Origin of the sequence: Prevotella sp. oral taxon 475, assembly GCF_018127805.1 — a bacterium.
GTDB lineage: Bacteria > Bacteroidota > Bacteroidia > Bacteroidales > Bacteroidaceae > Prevotella.
Genome location: NZ_CP072334.1, coordinates 2,145,667 through 2,158,412 on the forward strand (window position 1 = coordinate 2,145,667; position 12,746 = coordinate 2,158,412).

The 12,746-nt window shown below is 52.8% G+C and carries 11 protein-coding genes; 5 read left to right on the forward strand and 6 right to left on the reverse strand.

The genetic code is table 11. The features are described from left to right. Positions 1 to 4 precede the first annotated feature (4 nt). The 3 genes from J5A66_RS08490 (at position 5) to J5A66_RS08500 (ending at position 3,518) form a co-directional block, all read left to right on the forward strand. A complete protein-coding gene (locus J5A66_RS08490) occupies positions 5 to 1,840 on the forward strand; it encodes a SusD/RagB family nutrient-binding outer membrane lipoprotein (protein ID WP_211790199.1) in 1,836 nt (611 codons plus the stop codon). 137 nt (positions 1,841 to 1,977) lie between these two features. Then, positions 1,978 to 2,370, forward strand: a complete 393-nt coding sequence (locus J5A66_RS08495) for a hypothetical protein (protein WP_211790200.1) — start codon at positions 1,978 to 1,980, stop codon at positions 2,368 to 2,370. 146 nt (positions 2,371 to 2,516) lie between these two features. After that, positions 2,517 to 3,518 carry a DUF6261 family protein gene (locus J5A66_RS08500; protein WP_211790201.1) on the forward strand — a complete coding sequence of 334 codons (1,002 nt, stop codon included), beginning with the start codon at positions 2,517 to 2,519 and terminating at the stop codon, positions 3,516 to 3,518. Positions 3,519 to 3,847: 329 nt separating this feature from the next. Here J5A66_RS08500 and alaS read toward each other — a convergent pair whose 3' ends face one another. Beyond that, on the reverse strand, positions 3,848 to 6,475 hold the full coding sequence (gene alaS, locus J5A66_RS08505; RefSeq protein WP_211790202.1) for an alanine--tRNA ligase: 2,628 nt from the start codon (positions 6,473 to 6,475) through the stop codon (positions 3,848 to 3,850). Positions 6,476 to 6,708: 233 nt separating this feature from the next. Here alaS and J5A66_RS08510 point away from each other — a divergent pair, with 233 nt between their 5' ends. Then, complete coding sequence (locus tag J5A66_RS08510) at positions 6,709 to 7,059, forward strand: MerR family transcriptional regulator (protein WP_211790203.1); 351 nt, start codon at positions 6,709 to 6,711, stop codon at positions 7,057 to 7,059. Between the two features lie 104 nt (positions 7,060 to 7,163). Here J5A66_RS08510 and trxB read toward each other — a convergent pair whose 3' ends face one another. Further along, positions 7,164 to 8,111, reverse strand: a complete 948-nt coding sequence (gene trxB, locus J5A66_RS08515) for a thioredoxin-disulfide reductase (protein ID WP_211790204.1) — start codon at positions 8,109 to 8,111, stop codon at positions 7,164 to 7,166. A gap of 137 nt (positions 8,112 to 8,248) precedes the next feature. Further along, on the reverse strand, positions 8,249 to 8,797 hold the full coding sequence (locus J5A66_RS08520; protein WP_211790205.1) for a glutathione peroxidase: 549 nt from the start codon (positions 8,795 to 8,797) through the stop codon (positions 8,249 to 8,251). Between the two features lie 223 nt (positions 8,798 to 9,020). On the opposite strand from J5A66_RS08520, the gene J5A66_RS08525 reads away from it, so the two are divergent. After that, the gene (locus J5A66_RS08525) at positions 9,021 to 9,602 is read left to right on the forward strand and encodes a hypothetical protein (protein ID WP_211790206.1); all 582 of its coding nucleotides are present in this window, start codon (positions 9,021 to 9,023) and stop codon (positions 9,600 to 9,602) included. 345 nt (positions 9,603 to 9,947) lie between these two features. Here the strand turns inward: J5A66_RS08525 and J5A66_RS08530 are convergent, their stop codons facing one another. From J5A66_RS08530 to J5A66_RS08540, 3 genes are all read right to left on the reverse strand, one after another. After that, the gene (locus J5A66_RS08530; RefSeq protein ID WP_211790207.1) at positions 9,948 to 10,826 is read right to left on the reverse strand and encodes a DNA/RNA non-specific endonuclease; all 879 of its coding nucleotides are present in this window, start codon (positions 10,824 to 10,826) and stop codon (positions 9,948 to 9,950) included. 162 nt (positions 10,827 to 10,988) lie between these two features. Further along, positions 10,989 to 11,240 carry a type B 50S ribosomal protein L31 gene (locus J5A66_RS08535; protein ID WP_211790208.1) on the reverse strand — a complete coding sequence of 84 codons (252 nt, stop codon included), beginning with the start codon at positions 11,238 to 11,240 and terminating at the stop codon, positions 10,989 to 10,991. An 83-nt stretch (positions 11,241 to 11,323) separates the two neighbouring features. Then, a complete protein-coding gene (locus tag J5A66_RS08540) occupies positions 11,324 to 12,730 on the reverse strand; it encodes a DUF6359 domain-containing protein (protein WP_211790209.1) in 1,407 nt (468 codons plus the stop codon). Between the last annotated feature and the right edge of the window lie 16 nt (positions 12,731 to 12,746).

Below are 12,746 nucleotides of genomic sequence, written 5' to 3' on the forward strand. Positions count from 1 at the left end.
GAAGATGAAACACCACTTCCTACTCCGCACCATCCTCTCTGCCACCGTCGTGCTCACGGCCGCCGGTTGCTACGACCTCGACGAACTGAGCCGAAGTCCTTACGAACTGCCCGACAAAGGCTCCTCCTCGCAAGAGAAACCCAAGGTAGAGGATAACACCAAATACGCCGACATCAACATCGACTTCGTCATCAGCAAAGAAGATTCGGCCGAACTCAAGACCAAACTCACCGACGCCCCCTCGCGCTTCCGCAACTTCCTTTACGAGGGCTACTACAACGACTACCAGCTCACCACCAACCTCACCCACGACATCTACGGCGGATTCGTCGCCAACAACCAACCCAAGCACGCCGGAAAAGCCCCCGACTACAACTACAGCGACGGATGGTCGGGCACCCGCTGGCGGCACTTCTACGACGAGCGAACCGGCGAATACCGCGACCTCCTGCGCGCCTTCAAGTTCAACCCCACCCCCGCGCGCTACCGCAACATGTTCTACATCACCCGCATCTACTACGTCTTCCTGGCCCTGGCCAACACCGACACCTACGGAGCCATGCCCTTCCGCGAGTACGTTCGTGCCCGCGTGCCGCAGACCAACAACGTGGCCTACGACACCCAGGCCCAAGTTTACGACGCCATGTTCCGCCTCCTCGAGCAAGCCACCGACAGCATCAACCCCGAAGACGCCACCCAATATAAAATCGACCGCGACGACATCTGCTACTTCGGCGACACCTACAAGTGGCTCCGCTTCGCCAACACCCTCCGTCTTCGCATGGCGCTGCGCATCTCCAACATCGACCCCGCCCGCGCAAAAACCGAAGCCGAAGCAGCCCTCAACAATCGGTACGGCCTCATGACCAGCAACGCCGATAACATGCAAACCGTACCCAAATACGCCCCGGCCGCCCTTGGCGGAATGGATGCCGGCGGAAGCGAAAACGCCCTGGCCATGTGCAGCGTAGCCTTCAACGGCGAAAGCGTCATGAGCTACGACCTCGAACAATACTACCGCAACCTCAGCACCGGCGGCGGAACCTACCGCATCAAAACCGGGCGCACCAGCTACCAAACCAAAACCATCGATCCCCGTTGCCTCGTCTGCTGGTATCGCGGCGGAATGACCAGCCTCACCCTGGCCGACTCCAAAGAAAGCCTCCGCGACGACTTCCGCGGCTGCCACCGAGGCGCACAAGCCCCCGACATCTCCATGAGCACCCTGGCCTACAGCCTCACCCGAACCCACGCCAAACCCAACTCGCGCGACCTCGACCCCAACTACTGGTTCAACTACGCCCGGCCCACCGTTTGGCTCAGCTACGCCGAAAGCCTCTTCCTCAAAGCCGAAGCCGTTCTGCGCGGATGGACGGCCGAAGGCCTCAAGCTCAGCGTCGAAGAATACTTCCGCGCCGGCATCCAAGCCTCGATGGACTATTACATGATTCCGCAGCCCTCGGCCCAGTCCTACATCAACGGGCTCAAGTCGCTCACCTCGGGAACCTTCACCAGCGGCAACCGCGAGCAAATCCTCGAAGCCATCATCACTCAAAAATGGATGGCCCTCTTCCCCAACGGCAACGAAGCCTGGGCCGAATTCCGCCGCACCGATTACCCCCGCCTCGAAAACCAACTCACCAACCGATCCGGAGGCGACATCCCCGAGGGAAAGACCATCAAGCGCATCTACTATCCCAACTCCGAGAACAGTAACCGACAATTCAGCCAGAACCCCGATCTGGTCAAATCCAATCGGCAGTCCGCCCGCCTCTGGTGGGACGTAGCCGACACCAACGACGATGCCGGGCAACATCTACAGCCCAACAACTTCCGATAAATCATCACCCACCTCGTGAACGGAACCACCGCATCGCGGTCCGTCTATCTCCCGGCAGGGTGAAGAGTCATCGCTCTTCACCCTGCCTCGATTTTATAGGTGAGAAACACCACCCCCACCATCTGTCCCTCTCCCTTATGATAAGAATAAAGATTTTTCTTTCGCTTTTCCCCTCTCCCATCACATTCCCATGCTTCCGCGCCGCGCAGAACCTGCTTCACAGTCTGTTCACCCGATTCCGCGCCGCGCAGAACCTACTCCACAGTCTGCCCACCCGCTTCCGCACCGCGCAGAACCTATTCCACAGTCTGCCCACCCGCTTCCGCGCCGCGCGGAACCTACTCCGCAGTCTGCCCACCCGCTTCCGCGCCGCGCAGAACCTACTCCACAGTCTGCCCACCTACTTCTGCGCCGCGCGGAACCTATTCCACAGTCTGTCCACCTACTTCCGCGCCGCGCGGAACCTATTCCGCAGTCTGCCCACCCGCTTCCGCGCCGCGCGGAAGCAGGAGAAGAACAAGCGAAAATAGAAAAATGAAGTGCAATAAGATTTTTTAACGCAAAAACACTTGACACGACTCCGTTTATTGCCTAAATTCGCAAAGTCTATCATCCGCAACACAATGCTGCGCCTGAAACACACTCTCATCAAATACCTCAACAAAACCCAATAGCTATGAACGAGAAAGATCTACTCAAAATGGTGATCATTGAACGTTGCAGCTACAAGCATTTCTCCAATGCGCTCCATGTGCAATATCATCGCGAGGCCTACCAACTCATTTCTGCTATCGATAAGAAGAAACTCCATCTTACGGATGGCCTTCTGCAATTATGGAAAAACCATATCGACTTAGAAATACAGCAAAACAATGAAGCTACTGGTTCTGTCCACACCGCTAAAATGGCTTCGATCGATGCCGAGCGTGATAAAGTGCTCGTGCACCTCTTCGGCTTGGTGCGCGCCATGATCTCCTCGCCCGAGAAGAGCCTCAGCGAAGCGGCCCAGCAGGTGCACATCATCTTCAAACCCTACTACGGTATTCATCGCGAGGGTTGTGAAGCCGAAAGCGGCCACATCGTCGGACTGCTGGAAGACACCCGCAAATGCCAGGCCGAACTCACGACGCTGGGGCTGGCACCCGTCATCGGAAAGCTCCGCGACTTGAATCAAGACTATGAACGAATAAGCGCGATACGCCGAAAAGAAATCGCTCAAGCCATTCTGCCCAGTGCTTCACAGGTTCGGCCCGATACCGACAAAGCTTTCGAGTGCGTTTGTCAGCATATACAAGCCGCCTACCTCTATGCCGCCACGGCAGACGACGAAAAACTCATTGCCGACATGGTGGCCCACCTCAACCAAACCTCGGCCGACTTTAATACCACCTATCGCGCCAGTGTGGCTCACCGAAAAATCGCGGCAAAAAAGAAGCCTCAAGGCGAGAAAAAGAAACCCCAGGAGGCTGCGCCCGATGCCCAGGAGTGGCGCAAGGCTCTTGAGCCGTTGCTCCGTCAGTATGAAGAGGAGAATGGCTTCTCGCCCGGCGCGCTGGCCTTAACCGGTCAGCAGAAAATCACTCCGCAGGGCGTGGCCTATGAGCTGAGCGTCAAAGACACGGGGCAAACGCTGTGGGTGGTTCAGAAAGAAGACCGAATATGTCGATATACAGATTAGATTTATAATTGCATTTAGGTTCCTCTCATCTGTATCCGTGTCGACATCAAAGGATGCAGGTTGGCTCTGCTGCCGCGAGGCAGCGAGAGGAATAGTCACAGCGATTGAGCGCAATCGCACGACACAGGGAGAAGAGCCCAGCTCGGCTTTATCCGTTTGAATTCGATTAAAATATAGCCTAAGAGCTGTCTACCTGTGCCACTGGCGGGAGAGCGACTTTGAAAAGAAGTTGCTCTCCCGCCTCCTTTTGTTGAGCGGCATGCCGCACAAAAAAAAGCCGCATCTGCATCCCGCAGACACGGCTTCCATCCATGATTGAATTTAAAGTATTATGAAAGATGTAAAATTTCTTCGATGGCTTTGTCTACCGCAGCCGGCAGAGCGTCGAGGTCTTTGCCGCCAGCTGTGGCATAATGAGGCTGACCGCCTCCGCCACCCCGGATGAGCTTGGCTGCCTCGCGCACGATGGTTCCGGCGTTGAGCTGATGGGCCTTGACGACGTCGTCGCTGAGCATGATGCTGAGCAGAGGTTTCTCGCCGGCCGTCGAACCGATGACGCACACCAATTGCTGGGGCATGGCCTCGCGCAGTTTGAAGACGAGGTTTTTGGCCTGGTCGGCTTCGATGGGCAGAACGGCTTTCACCACCCGCAGCTCGCCCACCGTCTGGGCATGTTCCAGGAGCTGGGCCTTGAGACGTTCCACAGCCTGGGCCGAAAGGCGTTCGAGGTCTTTGCGCATGGCGTCGTGCTCTTGGATGTAGCGTTCCACCACTGCCTTCAGGTCTTTGGCATTGTTGAAGAAGCTGCGCACATCGCGTAGCGTGTCTTCCAGCAGATAGATGGCCTCTTCGCAACGGCTGCCCGTGAGGGCTTCCACACGGCGGATGCCGGCGGCCACACTGCTCTCGCTCGTGATCTTGAAGAAGCCGATGCGCCCGGTGGAGGCGGCGTGGATTCCTCCGCAGAATTCGCAGCTGGGACCGAAGCGCACCACGCGCACCGTATCGCCATACTTCTCGCCAAAGAGGGCTACGGCTCCCATCTCGCGGGCTTGGTCCAGGGGCAGGTTGCGGTGTTCGTCCAGCGGCAGGTCTTGCCGGATGAGCTCGTTGACGAGCCGCTCTACCTGGCGGAGCTCCTCGTCGGTGACTTTCTGGAAGTGGGAAAAGTCGAAGCGCAAGGTGTCGGGCGAGACGAGCGAGCCTTTCTGCTCAACGTGCGGGCCGAGCACTTGCTTGAGGGCGTAGTCGAGCAGGTGGGTGGCGGTGTGATTGGCGGCGCTGGCGGCACGTTTGTCGGTGTCGACGCAGGCCATGAAGGGTGCCGAGGGGTTCTTCGGGAGGTTTTTGACGATGTGGATGCTTTGGTTGTTCTCGCGCTTGGTGTCGAGGATGTCGATGGTCTCTTCTTCATTGACGAGCACACCGCTGTCGCCCACCTGTCCGCCCATCTCTCCGTAGAACGGGGTGTGGTCGAGCACGAGCTCGTAGTGGCTGCTCTTCTTCTGGGTGACCTGTCGGTAGCGCAGGATGCGGCATTCGTACTCGGTGTAGTCGTAGCCCACGAAGGTTTGTTCGCCCTCGTGCAGCACGGTCCAGTCGGAGTTCTCGACAACGGCGGCGTTCCGAGCCCGCTGTTTTTGCTGTTGCATCTCTGCATCGAACTGCTGGGCATCGACAGAAAAGCCGTTCTCCCGACAGATCAACTCGGTGAGATCGAGGGGGAAGCCGTAGGTGTCGAAGAGACGGAAGGCTTGCCGACCGTCGAGGGTGGTTTTCTGCTCGGCTCTGAGTCGGCTCATCTCGTCGTTGAGTAGTCCGATTCCCTTCTCCAGGGTTCGCAGGAAGGAATCCTCTTCTTCTTTGATGACGCGACCAATGAGCTCGCGTTGGGCTTGCAACTCGGGATAGGCCTCGCCCATCTCCCGGATGAAGACGGGGAGAAGCTTGTAGATGAAGGCCGATTTCTGGTCGAGGAAGGTGTAGGCATAGCGTACGGCGCGGCGCAGAATGCGGCGGATGACGTAGCCGGCCTTGGCGTTGCCGGGCAACTGACCGTCGGCAATGGAGAAGGCTACGGCTCTGAGGTGATCGGCAACGACGCGCATGGCGACATCGATCTTCTCGTCCTTCCCATAGGATTTTCCCGAGAGGCGCGCGATTTCTTGTATGACGGGCTGGAAGATGTCGGTGTCGTAGTTGGAGGTTTTGCCTTGCAAAGCGCGGACGAGGCGTTCGAAACCCATGCCGGTGTCGATGACGTGCATGGGAAGTTTGTCGAGCGTGCCGTCGGAGCGACGATTGAATTGCATGAAGACGATGTTCCAGATTTCGATCACCTGGGGATGGTCTTTGTTGACGAGATCCTGTCCGGGCGTTTGCTGCTTCTCTTCGGGAGAACGGGAGTCGAGGTGTATCTCGGAGCACGGACCGCAGGGGCCGGTGTCGCCCATCTCCCAGAAGTTGTCGTGCTTGTTGCCGTCGATGATATGGGTAGCGGGTAGGTGCTTGGCCCAACAGGCAGCGGCCTCGTCGTCGCGGGCGATGCCTTCTTCTGGGCTGCCTTCAAAGACGGTGACGTAGAGGTCGGCGGGATCGAGATGGAGAACGTCGACGAGATATTCCCAGGCATAGTCGATGGCTTCGCGTTTGAAGTAGTCGCCGAAGCTCCAGTTGCCCAACATCTCGAACATGGTGTGGTGATAGGTGTCGTGGCCTACTTCCTCGAGGTCGTTGTGCTTACCGCTCACGCGCAAGCACTTCTGCGAGTCGGCGCGACGGCGAGGTTCGGGGTCGGCCGTGCCGAGAATGATGTCTTTCCACTGGTTCATACCGGCGTTGGTAAACATCAATGTGGGGTCGTCTTTAATCACCATCGGAGCCGAGGGAACGATTTTGTGGCCTCGCTGCTCGAAGAATCGCTTGTAGGATTCGCGTATTTCGTTCGCTGTCATCATCTTGTTTCTTATGATTTTCTTCTTGTGGTTGTTGTTTTTATGGATGCAAAAGTACGATATTTTTTCAGAATAGCCGTACTTTTGCAGTGGACAATGGGAAAGGAATCGCTCGTAGCTATGGGGACATGGCCCGATAGCCATTCTGCAAGCGTCGGTTGCCTATCTCTACTTGTCGATTCCCAATTCTCTATTGTTAATTCCGAATCCCTAACGGTCAATGATCAATTAAAAAAATGGTGCTCAAGACGGACAGAAACTTCAAGCTGTATTATTCGATTAAGGAGGTAGCCGAGATGATCGGGGTGAACGAGAGTACGTTGCGCTACTGGGAAACAGAACTCCCGCAGCTGAAACCGAAAACGACTGCGACCTCGAAGATCAGACAATACACCGAGCGAGACATCGAACTGCTTCGCAATATCTATACACTGGTGAAGATTCGGGGCTTTAAGATTGCCGCGGCACGAAAGATGATTCATGAGAATCGCGAAGGGACCGACCGAAGTAGCGAGGTGCTCAACACACTGGTCACTGTTCGCGAAGACCTTCAAGCCCTGAAACGAGAACTCGAAGGTCTGGTGTAGAGTTTTTAATGGACAAGTGAACGAGTTGACAAGGAGCTAAAATTAAAAAGATAGCCTCCTTGTCAACTCGTCATTTTATAAAGATCTTGCCAACTAAAAAGATCTTATCCATTCAGACTGGCCAAATACCGTTCGGCCTCGAGGGCAGCTTTGCATCCGCTACCGGCAGCTACGACAGCCTGACGGTAGACCGAATCGGCGCAATCGCCCGCCGCAAATACACCCTCGAGATTGGTTTTGGGCGTTCCGTCGAGGGTTTTGATGTAGCCCACCTCGTCCAAATCGAGCCATTCTTTGAAGATGTCGGTATTGGGTTTGTGACCGATGGCGAGGAAGAAGCCATCGATGGGCAAATCATAGCGTTGCTCGTCGGTCTGCCCCATTCGCTTGACGAGATGTGCACCCTCAAGACCATTCTCTCCGTAGAGGCCTAACGTGTTGTGTTCGTAAAGCACTTCTATCTTCTCGTTTTGCTCTACACGACGCTTCATCACGTCTGAGGCGCGCAGATAAGGCTTACGCACAATCATATACACCTTACTGCAAAGGCCCGACAGATAGATGGCCTCTTCGCAAGCCGTATCTCCGCCGCCAACAACAGCCACCACCTTCTTGCGATAGAAAAAGCCATCGCACGTAGCACAGGCACTAACACCCTGCCCACTATACTTCTCTTCGTCGGGCAAGCCTAAGTATTTGGCTGATGCTCCGGTGGCGATGATAACGGATTCGGCCTCGATTTCGAGTCCGCGGTCGGTTGTCAGGACGTAAGGTTTCTTGCTGAAGTCTGCCTTGACGAGTTCTCCGTCACGGATGTCGGCTCCGAATCGTTCGGCCTGTTGGCGCAGGTCGAGCATCATCTGATTGCCATCTACACCTTGAGGATAGCCCGGAAAGTTTTCCACTTCTGTGGTTTGCGTGAGCTGTCCGCCCGTTTGCATTCCGCAGTAAAGCACGGGATTGAGGTTGGCGCGGCCCGCATAGATGGCCGCAGTGTAGCCAGCCGGTCCACTGCCCACGATCAGACAGCGGGTATGTTCTCTTGTCATCATGTTGAATGGGATAAAGTTGATGGAATGGAAGGAAAGGAAATGAAAAAACGGAAAAGAAGGATGAAGGTTGACTTGCTAAAACAGCCACGAGACATTCATCCTTCTTTTTTCATTCTTCATCTCGAAACATGCCTTGTTTACAGCAATGCTTCGATTTGTTTTGCCACGTTCTTCAAATCTTCTGTGGGTTCGAAGCGGGCCACGACAAGTCCTTTTTTGTCGACAAGAAACTTAGTGAAGTTCCATTTGATGTCAGATTTCTCTTTATAGTCAGGGTCTTCTTTCGAGAGCATCTCTTCGAGCACCGGCGTGAGTTTGTGATTCGGGTTCCAACCGACAAAGCCTTTTTGTTCTTTCAGATACTGATACAGCGGATCGGCATCCTCTCCGTTCACCTTAATTTTCTTGAAGCGGGGAAACTCCGTGCCGTAGGTCAGCTTGCAAAACTCGTGAATCGACTCGTCTGTTCCCGGTGCCTGCTGCCCAAACTGATTGCAGGGAAAGTCGAGAATGGTAAAACCCTGTGCGTGGTATTTCTTGTAGAGGGCCTCCAACTCTTCATACTGCGGCGTGAAACCGCACTTCGTAGCGGTGTTCACGATCAGAATCACCTCGTTGGCATATTCTCTAAGAGAAACTTCGCCGCCTTTTCTGTCTTTAACAGAGAAATCATATACTGTTTTCATCTTCTGATTTTGATGTTTAAAAATTCTTTTCTTCGTTTTATTTCACTGTTTGCAAAGGTAGCAAATAATGCCCGAAACGGTCGGTGGCAACATCTTTATTTAACTTATTTAGGGAAATCCCCAACCGACTTAGGTATTGCCCTATTCACAAATAGACAAACAACCCCTACCTACCCATACCCGAATTGCTATCTTTGCAACAACAACCCAAAAACGAATCACAATGAAAAGGATGTATACGCTATGGGCTTTGGCCTTGTTGATGGTGGGAACAGCGTTTCTTACCGGATGTGAAGTAGACAACGGTTATGATGCCGATGATTTTTATTACGACCGATATGGCTGGTGGAACGACTCCTATCGCAACCCCAGCAGCGAGCTCCTGGCCATGGCGCAGACTTTGCGCGGACATTGGGAGGGCCGTTTGGAGGCACGAGGAAGGGATGCCGACGGCAACTATGGACAGAAAAGCTACTTCACCGACATGGAATTCGATCAGTATAACTCCAACGCTATCTATGGAAGAGGCGTACAAGCAGACTATCTGAGCTCAACCGACCGCAACCCGTTTACCAGGCGTTTCTCCTGGCACATCGACTCCTGGACGAAGGCCATTCATCTCGACTACGACAATGGCTACTCGATGACGATTGCCTGGACCGATTTAGACCTCACCGACAACAGTTTTTCGGGTACGATGAGAGGAGAAAACGAGACCGATCGCTTCAGCTTCCGTCGCTACACTTTGGCCAAAAAGGGATGGATTGACCTTGAAGAGGAGACCGATTCTCTGCCTACAAAATAAACCGAGGCAGACCGTTTGACACGACTTGTGTAGCAGATGGAACGCTCAACGACACAAAGCCTACCACCGTCATAGAACAGCTAAAACCGGCTTTGTAGCAGATTGATCATCAAAAATTTAGAAAGCTCTTCTCAAAAGCTAAGCTTTCGCACGTCAAAAGCTAAGAGAATGCAGGCCGTTTTCTTAGCTTTTGCTTTCCCATCTCTTAGCTTTTGGAAATCCGTCTTGTATCTTTCACAAAATGCACCCTAAACGATGAGGTGCCAGACGATGAAAAGTGCAAAGAAAAAGCCTTGTCGAAAAGCCGTCGAAACGGCCCCTTGACAAGGCTGCATTGGGGGCGTTCTACTTGAGTCCCCACAGATTCGTGTTCACCGAAGCAGCCTCCACCACACGCTCTTTGTCGTCGGGCAAGTTGCAAAAGAAGTCGATGCCGGTTTTCTTTTCCAGTTCTTGAATGCTCACGGCATACTTAGCCAGTTGCCGGTCGTTGTTTGCCTGGTGTTCCACCCAGAAGCCAAAAGCATTATAAACGCCGTTCTTGACACGCATAATGGCCATAAAGAAATATTGGGGAACAATCAGTCCTCGCCCCGTCTTGGTGTATTGTGCCTCGTTGTCTATCGTTCCGCCCTTGCACACATACAGCGTATCGCAGAAGCTGTAGCCGTTTCTTTTGGCGATTTCTCTCACGGCCGACTCCATATGCTCCCACACGCCGGCATTGAATTCATGATTTTGGGGCTGCATATTGGTCATAAAGAAGGTTTGATAGTTGGCCTCTGAGGTGTAAAGGCGGTCGTTAGAGGGACAGATATGCCCATGGTCGTAACCCGAACGCCAGTAAGGGTCTTGTGCAAAGCGAAGAGCCTCGGGCAGAAGCGGGTCTTGCGGATACTGATTGGTTGTAGACCGATAGCGTTTCACGCCCGATCCTTTCACCAGATTGCTTGGGTAGAGCTGATAACAGCTCCACCGCTGCGCCTTTTTGGCATCGTTCCACTCTACGGCATAATTCATTTGGCCGTCTGCCGTGTTGTGAATCAACACGCGATTGCCTGCTCCACGCAGTCGGGGGAACTCCAATCGTCCATATTCAGCTTGTTTTGCCGTGCTGTTGGCATTGGCATTGTTGCGCTTTGTGTCGGTTTTGGCCAGGTCGTTATCGCCTTTACAAGCTGCTCCTAACAAGAGGAGCGTCAGCAGAAAAGTTGTTTTCTTCATCCTGAATGATTGTTTTATTGAGATGGTTGTTTGTTTTTTATCCCGGGATGAGCCGCAAAAGATGCGTTATCGATATATAAAAAGTGCGTCCTTAACGTATATGCAACTACGCTAAAGGACGCACTTTGTGGGGTTCAATATATGCTTTAAGAAAAAGATATATTACTTTTTGATCTTACCATAGCGGTTCATGAAGCGGTCTACACGACCTGCTGTATCGACAAGCTTGCTCTTACCCGTGTAGAAAGGGTGCGAAGTGCTTGAGATTTCAATCTTTACCACAGGGTAAGTTTCGCCTTCAAACTCTACTGTATCATTTGTTTTGCAAGTAGACTGAGAAAGGAACATATCGCCGTTGGACATATCTTTGAATACGACGGGGCGATAGTTGTCGGGGTGAATACCTTTTTTCATCTTTATTTTTTGTTGTTTAATTGTTGATTCGGGCTGCAAAAGTACGAAGAAAATTACAGTTTGCCAAACATTCCTCTTGTTTCTTACTTCACCAACAGGTTCTTTAACTCCCACATTCCGGCCTTTGTCGTGGAACTTATATACTGAAAAGCAATGCGTAGGTTTTTCTTTCCAGCATACGCTGTGAGGTCGACGGTAGACTTCACAAAGGTGAAATCGGTATTGGTGGGATAGGTATCGGGCGTGAGCGTTACCCATGTGGCCGTCGAAGGCTTGCCGCTGGTGTAGTTTTCGGAGATCTTGATGAGTATCTCATCTTTCATTGTGCCGAAGAATTTGCCGGCCTGTTCGAAGCTGAGCGTGGCTGTTGTCACCTGACTTAGGTCGATTGCTGGAGAAATGAGCCAAGCGTCGGTGGCATAATTCACCTTTTTCACTGAGGCTGTGGCTTTCATATGCTTGTACCTTGTGTCGAAAGCCCACACGTGAGAAAGGGCTGCCGGCAGCGGCGTCTCATTCTCAATGGTAAATGCTCCTTTCGATTCGGCAAAGGTTTCGCTCAAAATGGCGTTTGCCAAAGCCTGGGGATCTACTCCATATCCCTTTGTGCCCATCTTGGCATAGCTGACTGCTTTCAGTCCTTTGACCCCGAGATAGGTGTCTAACGAGCCATAGAGCAGCACTTCGCTCTTGAGGGTGGCCTTATGATCTGCTAAGTTAATGCCGTTTCGAACGGCACCTATTGGCAACTGAATCGTTGCACATTTGCTCTTGTCGGTTTCGGTTGCATCGGCTGCAATCAGGATGTTGGTCTTCACAGTGCAGGTGTCCGACGAGAAGCGTGCTCCGCTTATCTCCCTCCCATAGACGTAACCCACGATGAAGCCTTTGACGTAAGCGTGTCCCGTTTTCTCTATCGAGAGCAGGTCTTTCACGGTATAAGGCTTGGCCACAGTTCCGTCTCCTTCGGGCACATAGGGTGTTGTTCCACCAGAATTTTCTTTCTTCCCGTTCAGCGAATACAGGTAAGACTTATTGGCTTCGCTCTCCGGTGTCTTGCCTTGAAAGTTGACAAACGAACCCTTTACCACAACTTCGTCGCCCGCTTTGATGGCGTCTTTGCTGGTAAACTTCTGATTGCCGAGTGCTTTGCTGCGATAGATGAGAAGCTGATTTTTATCGGTTCCGTCTACCGAAATATAGTAACTGGCATTGCCAAACTTATCCGTATCAATCTCTTTCACCGATACGACCTTGCCTTTTACAAAGATCTCACCCGTATTTTCACCGCCTTTCAGCGTCTTGATTTTCTCTAAAGCAGCGATCACATTATACGGATCGGCTTCCGTTCCCGTTCCTTCCTTTATGTCCGGGGTGGTTTCTTCTTTCTTATTGTTGGGGTTATCGTATGGTTCAGGTACGTCACTGCAACTTGTAAACACGATGGCCGATACAGCTAAGGCCAGAATTGAATAAAGAATCTTTTTCATATCGTTTTTCTGTTAA

What these genes read in the sequence shown, in the direction of transcription:
- J5A66_RS08490 (WP_211790199.1), top strand. Translation starts at nt 5, where the DNA reads ATGAAACACCACTTCCTACTCCGCACCATCCTCTCTGCCACCGTCGTG.
- J5A66_RS08530 (WP_211790207.1), bottom strand. Translation starts at nt 10,826, where the DNA reads ATGAAGAAAACAACTTTTCTGCTGACGCTCCTCTTGTTAGGAGCAGCT.
- J5A66_RS08500 (WP_211790201.1), top strand. Translation starts at nt 2,517, where the DNA reads ATGAACGAGAAAGATCTACTCAAAATGGTGATCATTGAACGTTGCAGC.
- J5A66_RS08520 (WP_211790205.1), bottom strand. Translation starts at nt 8,797, where the DNA reads ATGAAAACAGTATATGATTTCTCTGTTAAAGACAGAAAAGGCGGCGAA.
- alaS (WP_211790202.1), bottom strand. Translation starts at nt 6,475, where the DNA reads ATGATGACAGCGAACGAAATACGCGAATCCTACAAGCGATTCTTCGAG.
- J5A66_RS08525 (WP_211790206.1), top strand. Translation starts at nt 9,021, where the DNA reads ATGAAAAGGATGTATACGCTATGGGCTTTGGCCTTGTTGATGGTGGGA.
- J5A66_RS08510 (WP_211790203.1), top strand. Translation starts at nt 6,709, where the DNA reads ATGGTGCTCAAGACGGACAGAAACTTCAAGCTGTATTATTCGATTAAG.
- J5A66_RS08535 (WP_211790208.1), bottom strand. Translation starts at nt 11,240, where the DNA reads ATGAAAAAAGGTATTCACCCCGACAACTATCGCCCCGTCGTATTCAAA.
- J5A66_RS08540 (WP_211790209.1), bottom strand. Translation starts at nt 12,730, where the DNA reads ATGAAAAAGATTCTTTATTCAATTCTGGCCTTAGCTGTATCGGCCATC.
- trxB (WP_211790204.1), bottom strand. Translation starts at nt 8,111, where the DNA reads ATGATGACAAGAGAACATACCCGCTGTCTGATCGTGGGCAGTGGACCG.
- J5A66_RS08495 (WP_211790200.1), top strand. Translation starts at nt 1,978, where the DNA reads ATGATAAGAATAAAGATTTTTCTTTCGCTTTTCCCCTCTCCCATCACA.